The sequence below is a fragment of the Citrobacter sp. Cpo069 genome, assembly GCF_030332785.1.
GTDB lineage: Bacteria > Pseudomonadota > Gammaproteobacteria > Enterobacterales > Enterobacteriaceae > Citrobacter > Citrobacter portucalensis.
On record NZ_JAOWHD010000039.1, the window covers coordinates 59,063 to 80,885 of the forward strand.

The 21,823-nt window shown below is 51.5% G+C and carries 23 protein-coding genes; 18 read left to right on the plus strand and 5 right to left on the minus strand.

What is annotated here, in order from left to right:
• Positions 1-26: 26 nt before the first annotated feature.
• Positions 27-269: an exopolysaccharide production protein YjbE gene (gene yjbE / locus OGY08_RS03920; RefSeq protein ID WP_003826562.1), complete on the minus strand. Its 243-nt coding sequence runs from the start codon at positions 267-269 to the stop codon at positions 27-29.
• A gap of 392 nt (positions 270-661) precedes the next feature.
• Positions 662-2,311, minus strand: a complete 1,650-nt coding sequence (pgi, locus tag OGY08_RS03925; protein WP_003826559.1) for a glucose-6-phosphate isomerase — start codon at positions 2,309-2,311, stop codon at positions 662-664.
• Positions 2,312-2,625: 314 nt separating this feature from the next.
• Here pgi and lysC point away from each other — a divergent pair, with 314 nt between their 5' ends.
• The 7 genes from lysC (at position 2,626) to OGY08_RS03960 (ending at position 9,671) form a co-directional block, all read left to right on the plus strand.
• Positions 2,626-3,975 (plus strand): lysine-sensitive aspartokinase 3, encoded by a 1,350-nt coding sequence (lysC, locus tag OGY08_RS03930; RefSeq protein ID WP_032942084.1) that lies wholly within the window; start codon positions 2,626-2,628, stop codon positions 3,973-3,975.
• Between the two features lie 87 nt (positions 3,976-4,062).
• Positions 4,063-5,001 carry a ketopantoate/pantoate/pantothenate transporter PanS gene (gene panS, locus OGY08_RS03935; protein ID WP_125363344.1) on the plus strand — a complete coding sequence of 313 codons (939 nt, stop codon included), beginning with the start codon at positions 4,063-4,065 and terminating at the stop codon, positions 4,999-5,001.
• A gap of 243 nt (positions 5,002-5,244) precedes the next feature.
• Positions 5,245-6,831 (plus strand): hypothetical protein, encoded by a 1,587-nt coding sequence (locus tag OGY08_RS03940; protein ID WP_057068619.1) that lies wholly within the window; start codon positions 5,245-5,247, stop codon positions 6,829-6,831.
• A gap of 27 nt (positions 6,832-6,858) precedes the next feature.
• On the plus strand, positions 6,859-7,698 hold the full coding sequence (locus OGY08_RS03945) for a beta/alpha barrel domain-containing protein (protein WP_032942081.1): 840 nt from the start codon (positions 6,859-6,861) through the stop codon (positions 7,696-7,698).
• An 18-nt stretch (positions 7,699-7,716) separates the two neighbouring features.
• Complete coding sequence (locus OGY08_RS03950; protein WP_071445339.1) at positions 7,717-8,580, plus strand: Cof-type HAD-IIB family hydrolase; 864 nt, start codon at positions 7,717-7,719, stop codon at positions 8,578-8,580.
• Positions 8,567-9,325 (plus strand): DeoR/GlpR family DNA-binding transcription regulator, encoded by a 759-nt coding sequence (locus OGY08_RS03955; protein ID WP_032942078.1) that lies wholly within the window; start codon positions 8,567-8,569, stop codon positions 9,323-9,325. The genes OGY08_RS03950 and OGY08_RS03955 overlap by 14 nt, the downstream gene beginning before the upstream one ends.
• Positions 9,326-9,398: 73 nt before the next feature.
• Entirely contained in the window at positions 9,399-9,671 is a 273-nt protein-coding gene (locus tag OGY08_RS03960; RefSeq protein ID WP_003826541.1) for a YjbD family protein, read from the plus strand.
• On the opposite strand, the gene rluF is transcribed toward OGY08_RS03960, so the two are convergent.
• The gene (rluF, locus tag OGY08_RS03965; protein WP_008786901.1) at positions 9,668-10,543 is read right to left on the minus strand and encodes a 23S rRNA pseudouridine(2604) synthase RluF; all 876 of its coding nucleotides are present in this window, start codon (positions 10,541-10,543) and stop codon (positions 9,668-9,670) included. The genes OGY08_RS03960 and rluF overlap by 4 nt on opposite strands.
• A gap of 343 nt (positions 10,544-10,886) precedes the next feature.
• On the opposite strand from rluF, the gene OGY08_RS03970 reads away from it, so the two are divergent.
• From OGY08_RS03970 to OGY08_RS04005, 8 genes are all read left to right on the plus strand, one after another.
• Complete coding sequence (locus tag OGY08_RS03970) at positions 10,887-11,840, plus strand: sugar-binding transcriptional regulator (RefSeq protein ID WP_032942077.1); 954 nt, start codon at positions 10,887-10,889, stop codon at positions 11,838-11,840.
• A 69-nt stretch (positions 11,841-11,909) separates the two neighbouring features.
• Positions 11,910-12,716 (plus strand): SDR family oxidoreductase, encoded by an 807-nt coding sequence (locus OGY08_RS03975; RefSeq protein WP_125363345.1) that lies wholly within the window; start codon positions 11,910-11,912, stop codon positions 12,714-12,716.
• A 9-nt stretch (positions 12,717-12,725) separates the two neighbouring features.
• Positions 12,726-13,133: a mannose/fructose/sorbose PTS transporter subunit IIA gene (locus tag OGY08_RS03980; RefSeq protein ID WP_125363346.1), complete on the plus strand. Its 408-nt coding sequence runs from the start codon at positions 12,726-12,728 to the stop codon at positions 13,131-13,133.
• Positions 13,133-13,627 (plus strand): PTS sugar transporter subunit IIB, encoded by a 495-nt coding sequence (locus OGY08_RS03985; RefSeq protein WP_048227499.1) that lies wholly within the window; start codon positions 13,133-13,135, stop codon positions 13,625-13,627. Before OGY08_RS03980 ends, OGY08_RS03985 begins: the two co-directional genes overlap by 1 nt.
• A 65-nt stretch (positions 13,628-13,692) precedes the next feature.
• On the plus strand, positions 13,693-14,490 hold the full coding sequence (locus OGY08_RS03990) for a PTS mannose/fructose/sorbose transporter subunit IIC (protein ID WP_003826527.1): 798 nt from the start codon (positions 13,693-13,695) through the stop codon (positions 14,488-14,490).
• A gap of 11 nt (positions 14,491-14,501) precedes the next feature.
• Complete coding sequence (locus OGY08_RS03995; RefSeq protein ID WP_125363347.1) at positions 14,502-15,326, plus strand: PTS system mannose/fructose/sorbose family transporter subunit IID; 825 nt, start codon at positions 14,502-14,504, stop codon at positions 15,324-15,326.
• 68 nt (positions 15,327-15,394) lie between these two features.
• Complete coding sequence (gene sorE, locus OGY08_RS04000; RefSeq protein ID WP_286565691.1) at positions 15,395-16,618, plus strand: L-sorbose 1-phosphate reductase; 1,224 nt, start codon at positions 15,395-15,397, stop codon at positions 16,616-16,618.
• 1 nt (position 16,619) lies between these two features.
• The gene (locus OGY08_RS04005; protein WP_125363348.1) at positions 16,620-17,432 is read left to right on the plus strand and encodes a shikimate 5-dehydrogenase; all 813 of its coding nucleotides are present in this window, start codon (positions 16,620-16,622) and stop codon (positions 17,430-17,432) included.
• Positions 17,433-17,481: 49 nt separating this feature from the next.
• On the opposite strand, the gene OGY08_RS04010 is transcribed toward OGY08_RS04005, so the two are convergent.
• Positions 17,482-17,664 (minus strand): hypothetical protein, encoded by a 183-nt coding sequence (locus OGY08_RS04010; RefSeq protein ID WP_008786892.1) that lies wholly within the window; start codon positions 17,662-17,664, stop codon positions 17,482-17,484.
• 254 nt (positions 17,665-17,918) lie between these two features.
• On the opposite strand from OGY08_RS04010, the gene OGY08_RS04015 reads away from it, so the two are divergent.
• The 3 genes from OGY08_RS04015 to pepE all read left to right on the plus strand — a co-directional run bounded on the left by OGY08_RS04015 (position 17,919) and on the right by pepE (position 19,988).
• Positions 17,919-18,470, plus strand: a complete 552-nt coding sequence (locus tag OGY08_RS04015) for an AAA family ATPase (RefSeq protein WP_125363349.1) — start codon at positions 17,919-17,921, stop codon at positions 18,468-18,470.
• 439 nt (positions 18,471-18,909) lie between these two features.
• Entirely contained in the window at positions 18,910-19,188 is a 279-nt protein-coding gene (locus OGY08_RS04020) for an addiction module antidote protein (RefSeq protein ID WP_008786890.1), read from the plus strand.
• Positions 19,189-19,298: 110 nt separating this feature from the next.
• Positions 19,299-19,988 (plus strand): dipeptidase PepE, encoded by a 690-nt coding sequence (gene pepE, locus OGY08_RS04025; RefSeq protein WP_032942056.1) that lies wholly within the window; start codon positions 19,299-19,301, stop codon positions 19,986-19,988.
• 166 nt (positions 19,989-20,154) lie between these two features.
• Here the strand turns inward: pepE and OGY08_RS04030 are convergent, their stop codons facing one another.
• Entirely contained in the window at positions 20,155-21,786 is a 1,632-nt protein-coding gene (locus tag OGY08_RS04030; RefSeq protein ID WP_125363350.1) for a Na/Pi cotransporter family protein, read from the minus strand.
• Positions 21,787-21,823 lie beyond the last annotated feature (37 nt).

A 21,823-nucleotide genomic window follows, 5' to 3' on the forward strand; every position in this document is an offset into this window, starting at 1 on the left:
TGTGGTTAGAATTAAACGTACCTTTATTACTGGGTACTGGTGGTTGTGGTGGTTGTTGTTCCGGTATTAGAACCATCGCCGCCACCGGTCGCCGCCAGGGCGACCCCCACTGCAGAACTTACGGTGCTCACGCTGGTTGCGGAGGAACTTCCTGCCGAAACCGACGCGGCAGCCGACCCTGCCGCCTCACCCACCTGAACGGGGGCGGCATAGACAGAAGTCGCCGCAAGCGCAGATATAGCCCACAGGCCATACAGAACTTTTTTCATCACAAATTCCCTTCATTGTATGAATGGAGATTTACCCAAAAGAATTTCGGGCGAGATCGAGTATACACAAGCCAAAGTGTGCAAATTACGCCACGCGGGAATTTAGGATAATTAGATAACGAAAGGAAAAATGATTAAAAAAATACAACAAAAACAATTAAATCAATAAATTAAAATATAAAAATTAAAATGCAATATCCGGTAAATCCGAAAACATCAGAAATTGAATAACATTAAGAAAATTATTTTAGGATTAAGCTCAATTAAGGTATGAAGTTAGAACGTAGATATCCTGGAGCATTCTTATAAAAAAGCCGATATTAATATCGGCTTTTTATTTCATTAATGCCGGATGCGGCTAAACGCCTTATCCGGCCTACAAGTGTGTGCTATCAAGCACGCCAGGACTTATAACGGTTAATCAAACCGTTGGTAGAACTGTCGTGGCTGCTCACTTCGGAACCATCTTTCAGCTCTGGCAGAATGCGGTTCGCCAGCTGTTTGCCCAGCTCAACGCCCCACTGGTCAAAGGTGAAGATGTTCAGGATAGCGCCCTGAGTGAAGATTTTGTGTTCGTACAGTGCAATCAGCGCACCCAGGCTGAACGGCGTGATTTCGCGCAGCAGGATGGAGTTCGTTGGGCGGTTACCTTCGAACACTTTGAACGGCACAACGTGGTCCAACGTTGCCGGATCTTTACCCTGGTCGCGGTATTCCTGCTCAACCACTTCACGAGATTTACCGAATGCCAGTGCTTCGGTTTGCGCGAAGAAGTTAGACAGCAGTTTCGGATGGTGATCCGACAGCGGGTTGTGGGTGATGGCCGGCGCGATGAAATCGCATGGAACCATTTTGGTGCCCTGGTGGATCAGCTGGTAGAACGCATGCTGGCCGTTAGTACCCGGCTCACCCCAGATGATTGGGCCAGTCTGGTAATCCACCGCATTGCCGTTACGGTCAACGTATTTACCGTTGGATTCCATGTTGCCCTGTTGGAAGTAGGCCGCGAAACGGTGCATATACTGGTCATACGGCAGAATTGCTTCGGTTTCGGCACCGAAGAAGTTGTTGTACCAGATACCGATCAGCGCCAGCAGCACCGGCAGGTTTTTCTCAGCCGGAGTGGTGGAGAAGTGTTTGTCCATCGCATGCGCGCCGGAGAGCAGCTCAACAAAGTTGTCGAAGCCTACGGACAGGATGATGGACAGACCGATTGCAGACCACAGGGAGTAACGACCGCCAACCCAGTCCCAGAACTCGAACATATTGGCAGTATCAATACCAAACTCGCCAACCGCTTTACCGTTAGTGGAGAGCGCTGCGAAGTGTTTGGCAACGTGCTTGTTGTCGCCTGCGGTCGCCAGGAACCAGTCTCGCGCGCTGTGGGCGTTGGTCATGGTTTCCTGGGTGGTGAAGGTTTTGGAAGCGACCAGGAACAGCGTGGTTTCCGGGTTCACTTTCTTCAGCACTTCAGCAATGTGCGTACCATCGACGTTAGACACAAAGTGCATGTTCAGGTGATTTTTGTACGGACGCAGCGCTTCGGTCACCATGAACGGGCCGAGGTCAGAACCGCCGATACCGATGTTTACTACATCAGTGATGGCTTTACCGGTATAGCCTTTCCAGCTTCCGGAGATGATCGCTTCAGAGAAGGATTTCATCTTCTCCAGCACAGCATTCACTTCCGGCATGACATCTTTGCCGTCAACGATGATAGGCGTATTGCTACGGTTGCGTAGCGCCACGTGCAGCACGGCACGATCTTCAGTGCGGTTGATTTTCTCACCGGAGAACATGGACTTGATGGCGCCCGCCAAATCGGTTTCTTTCGCCAGATCCTGCAGTTTAGCCAGCGTCTCTTCAGTGATGCGGTTTTTGGAGAAATCCACCAGCATCAAATCGTCAAACGTCGCGGAAAACTTAGTGAAACGATCGCTATCTTTCGCGAAAAGATCCGCGATAGTAACGTCTTTCATTTCTTCAAAGTGTTTTTGTAGTGCCTGCCAGGCTGAGGTCTGCGTTGGATTGATGTTTTTCATTAGCAATACTCTTCTGATTTTGAGAATTGTGACTGAGATCGATTGTAACGCCAGTCACAGAAAAGTGTGATTGTTTTAATGCCATTGCCAGGGCATCCGCCAAACGTGGCTAAAAAGTATAGCGGTTATCAGCGTTGTTATTAGTACCGTTACTCAACGCAGTTGCAGCATGAAAAATCCGCATAATCCCAGCGTTGACAGTGCAAGCTACACATTTTATTTATAAATACGGTATTTGCATTTGCGCCTGCACCGGTTTCTGTTCTGCCTTATGTGCCATGGTCGCTCTATTCATTCCCTGACACGAGGTAGTTATGACTGATGTAGTTGTCTCCAAGTTTGGCGGTACCAGCGTGGCGGATTTTGATGCCATGAATCGCAGCGCTGATGTAGTACTTTCTGATGCTAACGTCCGTGTAGTGGTACTTTCCGCTTCTGCGGGAATCACCAACCTGCTGGTCGCACTGGCTGAAGGGCTGGAGCCAACCGCGCGCTTCGAAAAACTCGATGCCATTCGTCAAATTCAGTTCAATATTCTGGAACGCCTGCGTTATCCAAACGTGATCCGTGAAGAGATCGACCGTCTGCTGGAAAACATCACCACGCTGGCTGAAGCGGCGTCACTGGCGACCTCAACTGCGCTGACCGACGAACTGGTCAGCCACGGCGAACTGATGTCTACCCTGCTGTTCGTCGAGATCCTGCGTGAGCGCAACGTGCAGGCGCAGTGGTTTGACGTACGTAAAGTGATGCGCACCAACGATCGTTTTGGCCGCGCAGAACCTGACGTCGCGGCGCTGGCCGAACTGGCAACGCTCCAGTTGGCCCCGCGTCTGAGCGAAGGTCTGGTGATTACTCAGGGCTTTATCGGCAGTGAAGGTAAAGGCCGCACCACCACGTTGGGGCGCGGCGGGAGCGATTATACGGCTGCCCTGCTGGCCGAAGCGCTGCACGCCACGCGCGTCGATATCTGGACCGATGTTCCTGGCATTTACACGACCGATCCGCGCGTTGTTCCGGCGGCGCAGCGTATTGATGAAATCGCCTTTGAAGAGGCCGCAGAAATGGCGACCTTTGGCGCGAAAGTGCTACACCCGGCAACGTTGTTACCTGCCGTACGTAGCGATATCCCGGTGTTTGTTGGCTCCAGTAAGGATCCAAAAGCAGGCGGTACGCTGGTATGCAATAAAACCGCGAATCCACCGCTGTTCCGGGCGCTGGCACTGCGCCGTAAGCAAACGCTGCTAACGCTGCATAGCCTGAATATGCTGCACTCTCGCGGCTTTTTGGCGGAAGTGTTCGGCATCCTCGCACGCCATAACATTTCGGTCGATTTAATTACCACATCCGAAGTCAGCGTGGCGCTGACGCTGGATACCACCGGTTCGACCTCCACCGGCGATACACTGTTAACACAGTCCCTGCTGATGGAACTGTCTGCCCTGTGTCGGGTTGAAGTGGAAGAAGGCCTGGCGCTGGTGGCGCTGATTGGTAACGACCTGTCCAAAGCCTGTGGCGTGGGTAAAGAGGTGTTCGGCGTACTGGAGCCATTCAACATCCGCATGATTTGCTACGGCGCGTCCAGCCATAACCTGTGCTTCCTGGTGCCCGGTACTGAAGCCGAACAGGTGGTACAGAAGCTGCACCATAATTTGTTTGAATAAAATTTCATCACGCAATAAACAATAACGATAGCCGGGCTCGAACCCGGCTTTTTTATAACAACACATTTCAATCGCAAGGAATATAACATGCTCGCTACTCTCACGCGGCTGTTCCCGTTATGGGCACTGCTGCTCTCTGTTGTTGCGTATTACACGCCCACCACCTTTACGCCTGTCGGGCCATTCGTGCCGTCGTTACTGATGCTGATCATGTTCGGTATGGGCGTTCACCTGAAGGTAGACGACTTTAAACGCGTACTCTCACGTCCTGCACCAGTCGCGGCGGGTATTTTCCTGCACTATCTGGTGATGCCGCTCGCCGCATGGATTTTAGCGCTGGCATTTAATATGCCGCCGGAATTGTCCGCAGGGATGGTGCTGGTCGGTAGCGTCGCCAGCGGAACAGCATCAAACGTAATGATCTATCTGGCAAAAGGCGATGTGGCGCTCTCTGTGACTATTTCATCGGTTTCAACGTTGGTCGGCGTTGTCGCCACACCGCTGCTGACACGGCTGTATGTCGACGCGCATATCCAGGTGGATGTGATGGGTATGCTGCTGAGTATCCTGCAGATCGTGGTCATTCCAATTGCGTTGGGGTTGGTCATTCACCACCTGTTCCCACGCGTCGTAAAAGTCGTGGAACCGTATCTGCCCGCATTTTCAATGGTGTGCATTCTGGCAATCATCAGCGCCGTCGTGGCGGGTTCTGCCTCGCACATTGCATCCGTCGGCTTTGTGGTGATTATCGCCGTAATCCTACATAACACCATTGGCCTGCTCAGCGGCTACTGGGGCGGAAAAATGTTTGGTTTCGACGAGTCAACCTGCCGTACGTTGGCAATTGAAGTGGGCATGCAGAATTCAGGACTTGCCGCTGCGCTGGGCAAGATCTACTTTGGCCCGCTTGCCGCCCTGCCTGGCGCGTTATTCTCCGTCTGGCACAACCTTTCCGGTTCGCTGTTGGCAGGCTACTGGTCCGGTAAGTCGATTGAAGAGAAACCACACTCAGTAAAACAACACTAATCTTCATAAATGGAGGAGGCATCCTCCATTTCTCCCTACCCGCATTTGAACCCCATCACAAAACAACAAATATCAACATAAAACAAAATAATTATTTAATTGTTATTTTTCAATAAAATATACAAACAAACCTGTTTTTAATTCAAATTTAATCATTTTTCTAATGTTGATTTAGTTTGTTTTAATTGGGAATATGATTTCACTACAACACAGATAAACCCTTACCCTATCTTCGAGGCCGCTATGAAAAAAATTGCGATTATTGGAAGCAGTGGAGGCAACCTCTACAACCTGGGTGGTGCTGAACCAGAAAAGCTACTCCAGGAAATTTACCAGCAGTGCGAAGCCGCAGGAGTGGAAGTTGCCGCTGTGCAGTTCATTGCGGCAGAAGCCTCAATGGACGTTGCCAAAGCTCACACGCCAGCGTCGGTATTTGCACTAACCACAGAAAACCAACAAAAACCACAAAGGATATTTCAGGGCAAACTTTCAGATGTGAACGACTCGGTAGTTGAGAGCGATTGCAGGATTGCTGAAATGATCCGTAACGGTGAGATCGACGGGATCATCGTGATGAGCGCCGATCCGGTGAAGGCCAACCAGGCGGTCTTTGCCGCAGCTGTTGAAATGAAAACACCGATTGTTGGCACCGGCGGAACCTCAATGGCGCTAGTGGCGGCAAAAGGGGCAAATGTCGTCGCAACCTCGGGCACGACGGGTACCACCAGCCGAACCCGCGCAGTCTCCTTCATCGCATCACTGTGTAAGCACTGGGGCGTTAAATACAAACCACAGTTGGGCAGTGCCTCTCCTTCACAGGGCGGTTCTGGAAAAAGTCTGCTTAAGCGCTTCAATATTCGCAGCATAATGATCCCTGCGCTGCCGGGCTTTATTGCCATGGCAATCGTGCTCGCACTCAGTCACATTCCGGGCCTGGAAAAACTCAACGATATCTTTGAAATTCTACTGAAGGGCCTACCGGTTTTAGTTGCGGTTCTCGCAGCAAAACAGATTTCGGAACTGGATGAAGTCTCAATTGTTGCCGGGGTGGTCGCCGGAGTACTTTCCGTCGAAGGCGGTCTGATTGGAGGGATCATCGGTGGTTTGATGGCCGGGATTTTCGTTCGTTGGCTGTTCGAATTATGCCTGAATTGGCGCTTTCCGATGACCACCGTCAACATTGTAGCGGGTGGGATCTCAGGCCTGGCCGCTGGGTTAATCATGCACTATCTGCTGAGTCCGCTGGCGCTGTCAGCAGGTAATTACATCAAACTGGCTATCGAAAGCACGCTGGCCTTCAGCCCTATTCTTGCTGGCCTGCTGGCTGGGTTGGTTATCTGGCCAGCTATTCTGGGGGGAGTCTATCACGCAGTCATTCTGCCGCTGGTGCTCCTGGAAATGGAAAAATCCGGAGTCAGCTTCCTCGGCGCTGTCGATATGGTAGGCCTGGTGATGGTTGCAGCAGGAATCAACCTGGCTAACGTCATCGCACCACGAGAAAAAAGCGAAGCAGCCGTCGCGACGCCCGGCCTGCTTATCAACCTCGGCTTTGGGACCTTCGTTGAATCGGCCTATCCGTTCATGTTTGCCAACAAAATTGTCTTTGGTTCAGCGATCGTTTGGGCCGGTCTGGGCGGCATGATGCTGGGTTTCTTTAACGTCAAAGGCGTGGCTTATGTCCCCGCATTTGCCTCTCCGTTCTTATCCAGCAATGCGCTGCAAATGGCGATTGTGATGGTTACCGTCATGGGCCTGACCTGTATTTCCACCATTATTGCCAACCGTTTTAAGGCTGTCGCACAGAAAGAATCTACCGCGTCAGCCCATTAATTAATGCACCAACACCAGAGGTACACCATGTTTAAAGGCGATATGAATAAAAAACGCGCTAAAGCGTTACAGAAAGTGAAAGATGCCATCACGCTGCACGGCGGGCAGACCATCCTCAGCACAGGGATAACCGGCGACGATGCGCGTCTGGCAAAAGCAGTATGTGAGGCGGGCGTTAAGCTGCTCGAACCGAACCATCCCGCACTGGCGCTGGCGCGTGGGCATAAGGGGGTAAGCAACATGCACGCGGCAGAACAAATCCGCCACGAAATCACCAACAGCCAGATGGCCGAAGCAGTACATGGCGTACGTAATGTGGTTCCTGACGATATCTTCATTACCGTCGGTATCGCAGGTGGCTTTACCGAAACGTTACCGGTCCCGCTCACGGAAACAGAGATACTGGAGATTGCCCGTGCTGGTGCCGATGGCTTACACACCCATAAATCCGACTGGGACGATCTACAGGACATCGTTAATCTCGCCCATCAGTATGGCCTGACCGTTGATGCTTATATTGGTCACCCGGATGACCTGCATACCTTCGGTATTCCTGCACGCACTCCGGAAGAGGTCGCCAGCGTAGCAAAACGGATGCAGGAAATTGGCGTCGACATGATTGGTTTAATGACCGGTATGAGCTACGAAGGCGTAGCCGCAGGTGATATTCCGCAAGCCATTAAAGATCGCCTGTGGGCACTGGTCGGCGCGGTAAGCGTGCCGACGCTGGCGGAAGGCGGAATTAACCTCGCCAATGCCAAAGCGTTTAAGGATACCGGGGTCAATATTCTGGTCGTCGGTACGGCAATCGACAATATGGTCTGCAACGCCGCCAAAGAGGCTGTCACACCGTTTATTGCGCATTGATATTAAGGGAAAAGAAGCATGTTACTGGTCACCGATCTGGATGGAACACTACTGACTTCGCAAAAGACAATCAGTCCACGCACGCGTCAGGCACTCGTAGAATTCCACCAGCGCGGTGGCCTGTTGGCCGCCTGTTCCGCCAGACCGGTCTCCTCTATGATGCGCCTGCTACAGCAGCAGCAGGTTAATGCGCTGTTTGGCTGGTGCGCAGGCTTTAACGGAGGTCAGATCCTCGAGATGGCGCAGCAGCGCAATATTCATACTGCAGCGCTCTCTTGTATGAATCTTCGGGATATTGACCGACATATTGCACTTTCCCTCTGCCCTCATCACTTTTTTAGCGCCGATGCTATTTATCATCGTTGCGACCTACAGGTAGCGCCATGGACAACTTATGAAGCCCGTTTATTTGAATTACCACTTATTCCTGCAGCACCCGGTAATATTTTAAACCGACAAGATATTTATAAAATCACACTCGTTACTGAGCAGTTAAAAATAAATGCGTTGTGTGCTGACGTGAATAATAAATTGCCTTATGGTTATACAGCGACTATCACTGGGGAGAATTACATTGATATCCAACGTAGCGAAATAAATAAAGGTTATGCTATTAGCATGTTAATGCACCAGCTAAATATAACAGCCGATAAAGTTGCGGCGATTGGCGACCAGCAAAACGATATCAGTATGTTTTCCGCCGCCGGCATTGGTATTGCAATGGGGAATGCGCCAGAGGTAGTAAAACGACAAGCCAGCTATGTGACGGCCTCTAATGATGATGAGGGTATTGTCTGTGCGCTGGAGTGGTTGCGTTGCTCTGCACATCCAGTTACCATGCGCCAAAGCACGACGTTGGCGGAAAATAATGAACCCGATTAAAAGAAGAAAACATATCCTCGATGAATTAAATAAATTCGGTGAAGTGACGGTTATCAAATTATCGGAAACGCTAAAAGTCACATCAGAGACCATTCGCCGCGATCTCTCCATACTGGAGTCTGAAGGGCAAATTACCAAGATTCACGGCGGAGCCGTCAAAAAGCAGGTTGTTCAGGAAGATGAATTTGGCGCGCGGATTGATATACACCGCGAAGAAAAAATGGCAATTGGTAAACTTGCCGCCGGGATGGTCAGCGAGCACGACACTCTATTCATTGACTCCTGTACAACAAATCTTATTCTGGCCGAACAATTACCTCCTCTGGCCTACTCCGTTATTACTAACTCAGCCTTAATTGCCGATAAAATAAAAGAACATAATCTTAAAGCGCGCGTTTATGTATTAGGTGGTGAATATGACTACCATTTCCGTGCCAATCTCGGCGTCTCCGTTTGTCAGCAAATAAACACTATTCACGCAGATATCTGCTTCATCGGCGCGGGTGGTATCTCACCTCAACATGGTGTGCTGGTGAAAAGCTTCGATGAAGCCTATGTTGCCAAATCAATGATTGCTATGAGTAAAAAGTCGGTAATTCTTGCCGACCATACAAAATTTGGCCAGGACGGAGTGATGTGTATCGCCACATTAAAAGAGATCGATAACATCATCACAGACAAACGATTCAGAACAACGGGCTATACACAGCAGGACTTCGCCGGAAAATTACGTATTGCTGAATAATACAATACATGACGCTATCAGCAGGTTCTGGATTACCGTACACTGAGGATATCGGCTAACAGAGGGCACCCTTATGGCACTCCCCCGCATTACCCAAAAAGAGATGACCGAGCGCGAACAGCGTGAACTGAAAACGCTGCTCGACCGCGCGCGCATTGCGCATGGTCGCCTGCTGACCAACGCAGAGACCAACAGCATCAAGAAAGAGTACATCGATAAACTGATGGCCTTGCGCGAAGCAGAAGCTAAAAAAGCCCGCCAGTTGAAGAAAAAGCAGGCCTATAAACCGGATGCGGAAGCATCGTTTTCCTGGTCAGCAAATACGCCGACGCGCGGTAGACGTTAACGTCCCTTCTTCTTACGTCCCGGCGAAGTAAAACGCTTACCGTTTGCCGCCGGGCGCGATTTCTCTTTCTCCGCTGATTTTTCGATTTTCACCACCGGACGCTTAATGCCTGCGGTTTTTGGCTTCGCTTTCGCCTTCGGTTTGGCTTCTGAGGACGAGTTCTCAATCAGCTTGAACAGATCGATCAGTTCGTCATCTGTCAGGTCGCGCCATTCACCAAGCGGCAGACCAGACAAACCAACGTTCATGATACGCGTACGCTCAAGCTTGGTAACTTCATAGCCAAAGTGTTCGCACATACGACGGATCTGACGGTTAAGCCCCTGAATCAGCGTAATACGAAACACAAACGGCGCTTCTTTCTTCACCTTACATTTTTTGGTGACGGTACCGAGAATGGGCACACCGGCCCCCATACCACGGATAAAGTCATCAGTGACCGGCTTATCGACCGTCACCAGATATTCTTTTTCGTGATCGTTACCGGCACGCAGGATTTTATTCACCAGGTCGCCGTGGTTGGTCAGAAAGATAAGTCCCTGAGAATCTTTGTCCAGACGACCAATTGGAAACACGCGCTTGCTGTGATTCACGAAATCAACAATGTTGTCGCGTTCGCTGTCTTCGGTGGTGCTGACAATCCCTACCGGCTTATTCAGCGCGATAAAAACCAGATCTTCCGCTTCACGCGGCTCAATCAACCGACCATTTACTTTTACGACGTCGCCAGGCATCACCTGATCGCCGATGGTGGCGCGTTTACCATTCAGGAAGACATTCCCTTGTTCGATAAAGCGATCCGCCTCGCGGCGCGAGCAGATTCCGCTTTCACTGATGTATTTATTTAATCGGATGGATGAGTCGGGCAGCATAGTTTCTCCTTTGACAGCGAAATATACCCTACCTTGCGGACGATAAAAAATAATCGTGTCCGACTGTCCACGCGCTATTTGTGATCCGTCACACCTTTTGACACAAAAGTGTCAGCGATCCATCCCTGCAATTTTGTTGAGTGAAAACAAGCAGAATCAATACATTAGAGCGGTATGCACATCTGTGCCGACAACGCGCCATCGCCACATCAAATGTGCAACACAATCGGTCATTTCAGGGCGCTGAAATAAGTGGAAATAGCTTTGAGATGGAGAACAGATGGGGTTATATCAGATCAAGAAGGCAATTTCGTGATTTGCACAAATGTGCAGGAGTCCAAAAATGGCGACGGAAAACAGCGATGATATCCGCCTGATCGTAAAAATAGCGCAGCTGTATTACGAACAGGATATGACACAAGCGCAAATCGCCCGCGAGCTGGGTATTTATCGCACCACGATCAGCCGGTTACTAAAACGTGGACGTGAGCAGGGTATCGTCACCATCGCCATTAATTACGACTACAACGAAAATCTGTGGCTGGAACAGCAGCTAAAACAGAAATTTGGCCTGAAAGAGGCGGTCGTAGTCTCCTGCGATAGCGAGCAGGAAGATGAACAACTTAATATGATGGGCGTACATGGCGCACAGTTGCTGGAACGCTTACTGGAACCTGGGGACATTATCGGGTTCTCATGGGGCCGCGCGGTACGGGGACTGGTGGAAGGATTATCTCCTGCCAGCCAGTCGCGCCAGCTGATCTGTGTGCCGATTATCGGCGGACCATCCGGCAAGCTTGAAAGCCGCTACCATGTCAATACGCTGACCTACGGCGCTGCGGCAAAGCTCAAAGGGGAATCACACCTGGCAGATTTCCCGGCACTGCTGGAAAACCCGCTGATCCGTAACGGGATCATGCAGTCACGACATTTTAAATCGATTTCCGCGTACTGGGATAATCTGGACATCGCGCTGGTCGGGATTGGATCTCCGGCGATACGTGATGGCGCCAACTGGCACGCTTTTTACGGCAGTGAAGAGAGTGATGACCTGCATGCCCGCCAGGTTGCCGGAGACATTTGCTCGCGCTTTTACGATATCAACGGTGTAACCGTAGAGACCAATATGAGTGAAAAGACGCTCTCCATCGAAACCAATAAATTAAAACAGGCGCGTTACTCCATTGGCATTGCAATGGGTGAAGAAAAATACAGTGGGATATTAGGCGCATTACGTGGGAATTATATTAACTGTTTAGTTACCAACAGCCATACCGCTGAATTATTGTTGAAGTAAATAAATTCTAATTGGTCCTGCCATAATTAATTTTATGTGGGATCCCCTTATCTGAATCGGGAGTTTATTATGCAAACGTGGTTAAACTTGCAGGGCAAAGTCATTATTGTTACCGGTGGTGCATCCGGAATTGGTCTGGCGATTGTCGAAGAGTTATTAGTGCAAGGCGCTAATGTACAAATGGCAGATATTCATGGTGGAGAAGGTAAATACGATAGCCATGACGGGTATCATTTCTGGCCAACGGATATTTCCAGTGCCAAAGAGGTTAATCATACTGTCGCTGAAATTATCCAACGCTACGGACGTATTGATGGGCTGGTAAATAATGCTGGCGTTAATTTTCCGCGTCTGCTGGTCGATGAAAAAGCACCCGCCGGGCAATACGAACTCAACGAAGCTGCTTTCGAAAAAATGGTTAATATCAACCAGAAAGGTGTGTTCTTAATGTCGCAGGCAGCGGCACGCCAAATGGTAAAACAGCGTAACGGCGTGATTGTGAATGTCTCTTCCGAAAGCGGACTGGAAGGTTCTGAAGGTCAAAGCTGTTACGCCGCGACCAAAGCCGCATTGAATAGTTTTACCCGTTCCTGGTCGAAAGAGTTGGGCAAACACGGCATCCGCGTGGTTGGTATTGCACCTGGCATTCTGGAAAAAACCGGACTGCGGACCCCCGAGTATGAAGAAGCGCTGGCCTGGACCCGCAACATCACCGTCGAACAGCTGCGCGAGGGCTACACCAAGAACGCGATCCCGATTGGTCGATCAGGGCGCTTAAGCGAAGTCGCTGATTTTGTTTGTTATCTTTTATCTGAGCGCGCCAGTTACATCACCGGAGTAACCACTAACATTGCGGGCGGAAAAACGCGCGGCTAAGGAGGTTTTATGGTCAATGCAATCTTCTGTGCTCACGGCAAACTGGCCTGCGCCATGCTGGAATCGATACAGATGGTCTACGGTGATGCCAACGTTGAAGCCGTGGCATTTGTTCCCGGAGAGAACACCAGCGACATTGTGGAAAAGCTAAAAAAGTTAGTAAGTATTCACACTAGTGATGAATGGCTGATTGCCGTCGATTTGCAATGTGGCAGTCCCTGGAATGCCGCTGCGACGCTGGCGATGCACAATCCGGCGATACGGGTCATTAGCGGGTTATCACTGCCGTTGGCGCTGGAACTGGTAGACAACCAAAGCAGTATGAATGTGGATGAACTGTGCGAACACCTGACGACCATTGCTCAACAAACCTGTGTCGTCTGGAAGCATCTGGAAACGGCCGAAGAGGATTTCTGATGAACATTACCCTTGCTCGTATTGATGACCGCCTGATCCACGGTCAGGTCACCACCGTCTGGTCGAAGGTGGCGAATGCCCAACGGATTATTATCTGTAATGACGACGTTTATAACGATGAAGTACGTCGCACATTATTACGTCAGGCTGCCCCACCGGGAATGAAAGTGAACGTCGTTAATATCGAAAAGGCGGTCGCGGTTTACCATAATCCGCAATACCAGAACGAAACCGTTTTTTATCTATTTACCCGCCCACAGGATGCATTAGCAATGGTAAAACAAGGGGTAAAAATTGCCACGTTAAATATTGGCGGCATGGCCTGGCGACCAGGTAAAAAACAATTAACCAAAGCCGTTTCTTTAGACAGCGACGACATTAATGCGTTTCGTGAGTTAGATAAACTGGGTGTTACGCTGGATTTACGCGTTGTCGCATCCGATCCATCTATTAATATTCTCGAAAAAATAGAAGAACAATCGTTCGCTGAATAAATAAAAATGCCTGTGTACTTATGCTTTAACAGGCAGGGATGATCACATTCACAAGGTGACATATTATGGAAATAAGTACCCTACAAATTATCGCCATATTCCTATTTTCCTGTATTGCCGGAATGGGCAGCGTGCTGGATGAGTTCCAGACCCACCGTCCGCTAATTGCTTGTACCGTTATCGGCCTGATCCTTGGTGATTTAAAAACCGGGATTATGCTCGGCGGCACGCTGGAGTTAATCGCTCTTGGCTGGATGAACGTCGGCGCAGCGCAGTCTCCCGATTCGGCGCTCGCCAGTATTATCTCCGCCATTCTGGTTATCGTCGGTCAGCAAAGCATTGCTACCGGTATCGCCATCGCCCTGCCGGTGGCGGCGGCAGGTCAGGTACTAACTGTCTTTGCCCGTACCATCACCGTGGTGTTCCAGCACGCGGCGGATAAAGCAGCCGAAGACGCCCGCTTTCGCACCATCGACATGCTGCACGTTTCCGCTCTCGGCGTACAGGCGCTGCGCGTTGCCATTCCTGCATTAATCGTCTCGCTGTTTGTCAGCGCCGATATGGTCAGCAATATGCTCAACGCCATTCCGGAATTCGTCACCCGCGGATTGCAGATTGCCGGTGGCTTTATCGTGGTGGTCGGCTACGCCATGGTGCTGCGCATGATGGGCGTGAAGTACCTGATGCCCTTCTTCTTCCTCGGGTTTATCGCTGGGGGTTATCTCGATTTGAGCCTGCTGGCTTTCGGTGGGGTTGGCGTGATTATCGCGCTGGTCTACATCCAGCTGAACCCACAGTGGCGTAAAGCCGAACCGCAGGCGCAACCCGCCTCTTCTCAAGCTCTCGATCAGCTTGATGACTAATGGAGCCAGCCATGGAACAGAAAAAACTGACCAAATCCGACCTGTTTAGCATGTTTGTTCGCTCCAACCTGCAACAGGCGTCATTCAACTTTGAACGCATTCATGGACTGGGCTTTTGCTACGACATGATCCCTGCCATCAAGCGCCTGTATCCGCTGAAAGAGGATCAGGTTGCAGCACTCAAACGCCACCTGGTGTTTTTCAACACCACGCCTGCCGTGTGCGGCCCGGTGATTGGCGTGACCGCCGCGATGGAAGAAGCTCGCGCTAATGGTGCGGAAATTGACGACGGGGCCATCAACGGCATCAAAGTTGGGCTGATGGGCCCGCTGGCCGGTGTTGGCGACCCGTTGGTCTGGGGAACATTGCGCCCGATTACCGCCGCGCTCGGCGCATCGCTGGCGCTGTCCGGAAACATTCTCGGCCCACTATTTTTCTTCTTTATTTTCAATGCAGTACGTCTTGCCATGAAGTGGTACGGCTTACAGCTTGGCTTTCGTAAAGGGGTCAATATCGTCAGCGACATGGGCGGCAACCTGCTGCAGAAACTGACCGAAGGCGCATCGATTCTCGGCCTGTTTGTCATGGGGGTGTTGGTCACTAAATGGACCAGCATCAACGTGCCGCTGGTGGTATCGCAAACGCCTGGCGCAGACGGCACCACCGTCACCATGACCGTGCAGAACATTCTCGACCAACTCTGCCCCGGCCTGCTGGCGCTGGGTCTGACGCTGCTGATGGTGCGTCTGCTCAACAGGAAAATTAATCCGGTATGGCTGATCTTCGCCCTGTTTGCGCTGGGAATTATCGGTAACGCGCTGGGTTTCCTGTCCTGATTTTTTCGCCCCGGCGATGCCGGGGCTACTTCAACAAATAGTCCTCGAAAGAGGAAGAGGTGGTAACAATGCAAACAACAACAGCTTTACGCCTTTATGGTAAACGCGATCTGCGCCTGGAAACCTTCGATCTTCCTGAAATGCAGGACGATGAAATTCTGGCCTCAGTCGTAACCGACAGCCTGTGCCTTTCTTCCTGGAAAGAGGCTAACCAGGGCGAGAACCACAAAAAGGTGCCGGACGATGTGGCCACCAACCCGATCATCATCGGTCACGAGTTTTGCGGCGATATCATTGCCGTAGGCAAAAAATGGCAGCATAAGTTTCAGCCCGGCCAGCGCTATGCCATTCAGGCTAACCTGCAACTGCCGGATCGCCCGGACTGCCCCGGCTACTCCTTCCCGTGGGTAGGTGGTGAAGCCACGCACGTCATCATTCCAGATGAAGTCATGGAGCAGGACTGCCTGTTAGCCTACGAAGGTGAAACCTATTTTGAAGGCTCGTTGGTTGAGCCGCTGTCCTGCGTGATTGGCGCATTCAACGCCAACTATCACCTACAGGAAGGCACGTATAACCACAAGATGGGCATTCGTCCGCAGGGGCGTACACTGATACTCGGCGGCACCGGGCCAATGGGACTGCTGGCAATCGACTACGCGCTGCATGGTCCGGTTAATCCGGCGCTGCTGGTGGTTACCGACACCAATCACGACAAGTTGAACTACGCCCGCAAGCACTATCCATCAGAACCACAAACGTTGATCCATTATCTCCACGCCCAGGATGCAGGTTATGACACCTTGATGGCGCTGAGCGGCGGGCACGGGTTTGATGACATCTTTGTGTTTGTGCCCAACGAACAGTTGGTTACGCTGGCCTCTTCTTTGCTGGCTGCCGATGGTTGCATGAACTTCTTTGCCGGTCCGCAGGATAAGCAGTTTAGCGCGCCGATTAACTTCTACGACGTGCACTATGCCTTCACCCATTATGTTGGGACATCTGGCGGCAATACCGACGACATGCGCACGGCGGTAAAACTGATCGAAGAGAAGAAAGTTCAGGCGGCAAAAGTGGTGACGCACATTCTGGGATTGAATGCGGCAGGTGAAACAACGCTGGAACTGCCGCAGGTCGGTGGAGGTAAAAAACTGGTTTACACCGGAAAATCATTGCCGTTAACTGCGCTCACCCAGATTGACGATCCGGCCTTGCGCGCTATCCTGGAGCGTCATCAGGGGATCTGGTCGCAGGAAGCCGAACAGTACATATTGTCTCACGCCGAGGAAATTTAACATGATTAACCGCGACACCCAGTTGTGCATGTCGCTTGCCGGTCGCCCCGGCAGCTTTGGCACACGCTTTCATAACTATCTGTATGAAAAGTTAGGGTTAAATTTTATCTACAAAGCCTTTACTACGCAGGATATTGAGGCCGCAGTGAAAGGCGTTCGCGCACTCGGGATTCGCGGCTGTGCGGTCTCTATGCCGTTTAAAGAGAGCTGCATGCCGTTTCTGGATGCCATCGATCCTTCCGCAAAAGTCATTGATTCCGTCAACACCATCGTCAATGACAACGGTACGCTGACAGGATTTAACACCGACTACATTGCGGTAAAAAGCCTGATTGCAAGCCACCAGCTTGATAACCACGCGCGCGTCATGATCCGCGGCAGCGGTGGAATGGGTAAAGCGGTTATCGCCGCATTTCGCGATGCCGGTTTTCGCGATGTGATCGTCGCCGCCCGTAACCGGGAGAGCGGCCCGGCGCTGGCAAAACAGTACGGTTTCCAGTGGCAGCCGCAGCCGGAAGGAATTACCTGCGATATTCTGGTCAACGTGACGCCCGTCGGCATGGCTGGCGGTAAAGAGAGCGATGAACTGGCCTACAGCGAAGCGATGGTCGCTGCCGCCAGCGTGGTGTTTGACGTCGTCGCCCTGCCGCCGGAAACACCGGTAATCAAACTGGCACAGCAATTAGGTAAAAAGACCATCAGCGGTGCAGAGGTGATTGCCTTACAGGCCGTGGAGCAGTTCGCCATGTACACCGGCGTACGCCCGGATGACGCGCTAATCGCCGAAGCGGCAGAATTTGCGCGGGCGGGGTAAGAGAGCAGGAACAGAGCGCCAGGGGTGGGCGCTCTGTCTATTTTAGGTACTATGCAACAGCGAACAGTTGCTGGTCAGCTTTCGCTTCTAACTGCACCAGTGCGGGAATCAACTGGCTGATGTTGACCAGACTGTGTCCTAACTGGCATATGCTCTCATACGCAAAATGTTCCTGACCTTCACCCGCCATGGTCAGCAGGCTTTCGCCCATAAAATTCAGCGTCTGGTACAACCCTGCCAGCGCCTCTTCACAGCCAAACGATAGCGCCAGATTTTCTTCAGTAGTGAGATGGCTACAATCAAGATGGCGGAACGCCTCGGCGAGTGAGAAATAAAGTAGATCGGCCTGTGAAATGAGAGAATAGCGGACATTAAAATGGGGATAAAACGTAGTTAGTCATGCCATCAGCAGGTAATATGACGATACGCAAAAAGTACGCCATCAATTGCTAAATCATCGCGTCTAAGAAGGTTTGGGAGAGTTCAATGTCTTCAGCGTTTCAGCATCGATTCATTCTGACTGGTGGCCCTGGGTCAGGCAAAAGCACGATAATTGATACGATTATAAAACGAGGGTTTTGGTGTTCTAAAGAAGCTGGAAGAGGTGTGATCCAAGACCAGGTTAACATCGGCGGCGATGCATTACCGTGGGCCAACCAGACTGCATTTGCAGATCTGATGCTATCCTGGGAAATGCGTTCGTGGCATGAAGCGGAAGGGCATACACAACCCTGCTTCTTTGATCGTGGTGTTCCTGATGTTGTAGGTTATTTACGTCTTTCTGAACTTACCATACCGAGGCATCTGGAAAACGCCATCGAGAAATTTCGCTATAACCGAATCGTATTTATTGCACCACCCTGGCGTGAAATATATGTACAGGACACAGAGCGCAAACAATCTTTAGATGTTGCCATCGCGACATATCACGCAATGGTAAAAACATACCGTATGTATGACTATCAGTTGATTGAATTACCATGTGTTTCTGTAGAAGAGCGAGTGGATTTTATTCTTTCCAGGATAAAACCCTGCTAAGACGGCAACTACGTGTAGTGGTGAATCACCATGCATGAATCTGTCATATTCTAGTGGACATATAGCTTCCGCTCCTGGCACAAAGCCCTCCCAATCCCCTATCATCGATTCTCGTATCAACCGCAGCATCCTGAAAAAATACGTATTATTGCGAGACACTTTCCTGTTTCCTCCAGCAAGCATTTCCCCTTACTCCCCATTTTTTTACTCTCTAGTCTCAACTTGTCAATTCATAATGTAGTTTATAAAATACATGGAACGTCATCATGGAAATTCTTCAGACAATGGTTTTCCGGCTTGGGAGCAAAACCTACGGGACAGGAGAGCTAAAACGCTAATTGCCACACGCCTTTTTCGTCTGGCTAATGGTTTAGCTGGTGATGTTAAACCTGTTGGGGAATGCTCGCCCGTTCACTGGATTATCAGGAGGTCTTCCGCCATGAATAAACTTGCTCACTACGATCCCGCGACTGCGCTGGTTGATGATGAAGAAATTGCCGTGTTTATGGCCGATGCCCTCGAAACAGGCGATGCTGCATACATTGCAAAAGCACTGGGCGTGGTAGCTCGCGCTAAGGGAATGGCGAACATTGCGGCAGAAACGGGATTATCCCGCGAGCAGCTTTATCGCTCTTTTAGTGAGAAAGGTAACCCGACGCTGAAAACCACCCTTGCAGTGATGAAGGTACTCGGCATTGAATTGACACTTAAAAAATAGCCTCAGCTTCTATCTCCCCCTTCCAACATCGTGAGCCATATCAGTAAGGCGTTAGCCTGATAGTGGTAGCATTAGCGCGGTTTGTAATTTTCTGATTACATGGAGAAATGATGGAACTGCTTTTATTGAGTAACTCGACGCTGCCGGGCAAAGGCTGGATGGAACATGCGCTGCCGCTGATTGCTGAACAACTGAATGGTCGCCGTACGGCGGTGTTTATTCCGTTCGCTGGCGTGACGCAAACCTGGGATGAGTACACAGCGAAAACGGCAGCCATCTTTGCGCCAATGGGTGTCAACGTTACGGGTATTCATACCGTTGCCGATCCGATTGCCGCTATTGAAAACGCAGAGCTGGTGATTGTCGGCGGGGGTAATACCTTCCAGTTACTGAAAGAAAGCCGCGAACGCGGACTGCTGGCGCCGATTGTGGATGTCGTCAAACGCGGTGCGCTGTACATCGGCTGGAGCGCAGGTTCCAACCTTGCCTGCCAGACCATCCGCACTACCAACGACATGCCGATTGTCGATCCAAAAGGTTTTGATGCGCTGGGTCTGTTCCCGCTGCAGATTAACCCACACTTCACCAACGCGCTGCCGGAAGGCCATAAAGGCGAAACGCGTGAACAGCGTATCCGCGAGCTGCTGGTTGTGGCACCGGAGCTGACGGTGATTGGCCTGCCGGAAGGGAACTGGATTAAGGTAAGTAACGGTCAATCCGTGCTCGGCGGCCCGAACACCACGTATATCTTTAAAGCGGGTGAAGAAGCGGTTGCCGTTGAAGCAGGCCACTGCTTTTAGTTGATTTGTTGTCTGATGCCAGATGGCGGCTTCGCTTTATCCGGGCTACAACTGTAGGCCTGATAAGCGCAGCGCCATCAGGCAGTTCAGCGCACATTGCCGGATGCGGCTTCGCCTTATCCGGCCTACCGGACTGCGCCATCGGGCAATATTTCACCTGTCCTCATTAGTAATCATCCCGCCCATCGTCTTCATCCGGCTGTTCCAGCACGCTGTAAGCCACGGAACAAAACAGCGAGTTCAGACGCTGCATATCGCCCAACAGCGCCAGGTGCAAGGAGCTGGTTTCGATGCTCTGCACATTCTGCTGATGCAGACGGTCAACGTGCGCATGCGAATAACGACGATTGAGAATACGGAAGCGGTGCTTGCTGCGGCGCAGACGACGGGCACTGGTCACATCTCCTGAGAAGAACACTGACATCGCCAGCTGCAGATTGCTGAGCAACTGATCGTAGAGCGCATCCAGTTCTTTCAGCCCTTCGACAGAGAATGCCCGGCGGGCGGCCAGCGACTTATCGGCTATCTCGCTGCCCATACGTTCGACAATATCGGAAGCCTGCTCAAGGTTGAGCGACATTTCGATAATCTCCGCCCAACGGCGCGATTCCTCTTCCGCCAGCTCATCCTTTGGCATCCGCGCCAGATAGAGCTTAATTGCCGTGTACAGCACGTTAATGTCGTCCGCTATCCTGCGCAGCTCTTTCTCTTCACGCGGTTCGCCGTGCATTACTTTCTTCAGCCCGTCCATCATCTGCTCCATCGCGTCGCCGATACGCAGGGCTTCACGGGCGGCATTGGCCAGCGCGAGCGTCGGCGTATCCAGCGCGCTGACGTCCAGATGTTTGGGTTTCAGATGTGCATCCAACTCCGGCTCATCGCGGATGATGCGCTTACAAAAACGCGCCATCGGTTCGGCGAACGGCACCATCGCCACACAGCGCACCAGGTTGTAGAAGACGTGGAAGTAGATAACCAGTTCAGATTTCGGCAGCGGCAGTTCATCCATCAGATTGGCCAGCGGATGAACAAACGGCAGGATAATCAGACTGCCCACCAGCTTAAACAGCAGGCTGCCGAGCGCCACGCGACGGGCAGCAGCATTCGCAGCACTGTTGTTGAGCATCGCCAACAGGCCGGAGCCGAGGTTGGCACCAATCACCAGACACAACGCCACCGGGAACGAGATAATGCCTGCCGCGGTCAGCGTGGCCGTCAGCAGCACCGCCGCCAGACTGGAGTAACTGATAATCGCAAACATAGCGCCAATCAGCGCATCCAGCATAATATCGCCGGTCAGCGAGGCGAAAATAACCTGTACGCCGTTAGCCTGAGTTATCGGCGTGACCGCCTGCACAATCAGCTCCAGCGCAAGTAAAATCAACCCCAGCCCGATGCCAACCCGCCCCAGTTGCCCCACGCGGGACTGCTTACGCCCGAGAAAGAAGATCACGCCGATGAAAATCAGCAGTGGGGATAGCCATGAGAGATCGAAGGTCAGGATACGCGCCATCAGCGCGGTCCCCACGTCGGCACCCAGCACAATGACCAGCGCCGGGGTAAGCGCCACGAGATCTTGGGCGACAAACGAGGTCACCAGCATGGTGGTGGCGTTGCTGCTTTGCACCAGCGCCGTCACGCCGATACCCGCACAAAAGGCGAGCGGCTTCTTTTCAACACTACGGCTAAGGACGGTACGCAAGCGGGCGCCAAAGACGCGCATCACGCCGGTACGCACAATATGCGTACCCCAAACCAGCATCGCGACGGCAGAAAGCAGGTGTAACAGAGTTAACACGGAATCAGGTTCTCCTTATTTTTATGGTTTTTTGAGG

Coding starts and splice junctions, on each gene's coding strand:
- OGY08_RS03990 (WP_003826527.1), top strand. CDS start 13,693: ATGGAAATAAGTACCCTACAAATTATCGCCATATTCCTATTTTCCTGT.
- sorE (WP_286565691.1), top strand. CDS start 15,395: ATGCAAACAACAACAGCTTTACGCCTTTATGGTAAACGCGATCTGCGC.
- OGY08_RS03940 (WP_057068619.1), top strand. CDS start 5,245: ATGAAAAAAATTGCGATTATTGGAAGCAGTGGAGGCAACCTCTACAAC.
- OGY08_RS03975 (WP_125363345.1), top strand. CDS start 11,910: ATGCAAACGTGGTTAAACTTGCAGGGCAAAGTCATTATTGTTACCGGT.
- OGY08_RS04015 (WP_125363349.1), top strand. CDS start 17,919: ATGTCTTCAGCGTTTCAGCATCGATTCATTCTGACTGGTGGCCCTGGG.
- yjbE (WP_003826562.1), bottom strand. CDS start 269: ATGAAAAAAGTTCTGTATGGCCTGTGGGCTATATCTGCGCTTGCGGCG.
- OGY08_RS03980 (WP_125363346.1), top strand. CDS start 12,726: ATGGTCAATGCAATCTTCTGTGCTCACGGCAAACTGGCCTGCGCCATG.
- lysC (WP_032942084.1), top strand. CDS start 2,626: ATGACTGATGTAGTTGTCTCCAAGTTTGGCGGTACCAGCGTGGCGGAT.
- OGY08_RS03955 (WP_032942078.1), top strand. CDS start 8,567: ATGAACCCGATTAAAAGAAGAAAACATATCCTCGATGAATTAAATAAA.
- panS (WP_125363344.1), top strand. CDS start 4,063: ATGCTCGCTACTCTCACGCGGCTGTTCCCGTTATGGGCACTGCTGCTC.
- OGY08_RS03995 (WP_125363347.1), top strand. CDS start 14,502: ATGGAACAGAAAAAACTGACCAAATCCGACCTGTTTAGCATGTTTGTT.
- OGY08_RS03970 (WP_032942077.1), top strand. CDS start 10,887: ATGGCGACGGAAAACAGCGATGATATCCGCCTGATCGTAAAAATAGCG.
- OGY08_RS03945 (WP_032942081.1), top strand. CDS start 6,859: ATGTTTAAAGGCGATATGAATAAAAAACGCGCTAAAGCGTTACAGAAA.
- pgi (WP_003826559.1), bottom strand. CDS start 2,311: ATGAAAAACATCAATCCAACGCAGACCTCAGCCTGGCAGGCACTACAA.
- OGY08_RS03960 (WP_003826541.1), top strand. CDS start 9,399: ATGGCACTCCCCCGCATTACCCAAAAAGAGATGACCGAGCGCGAACAG.
- OGY08_RS03985 (WP_048227499.1), top strand. CDS start 13,133: ATGAACATTACCCTTGCTCGTATTGATGACCGCCTGATCCACGGTCAG.
- OGY08_RS03950 (WP_071445339.1), top strand. CDS start 7,717: ATGTTACTGGTCACCGATCTGGATGGAACACTACTGACTTCGCAAAAG.
- OGY08_RS04005 (WP_125363348.1), top strand. CDS start 16,620: ATGATTAACCGCGACACCCAGTTGTGCATGTCGCTTGCCGGTCGCCCC.
- pepE (WP_032942056.1), top strand. CDS start 19,299: ATGGAACTGCTTTTATTGAGTAACTCGACGCTGCCGGGCAAAGGCTGG.
- OGY08_RS04020 (WP_008786890.1), top strand. CDS start 18,910: ATGAATAAACTTGCTCACTACGATCCCGCGACTGCGCTGGTTGATGAT.
- rluF (WP_008786901.1), bottom strand. CDS start 10,543: ATGCTGCCCGACTCATCCATCCGATTAAATAAATACATCAGTGAAAGC.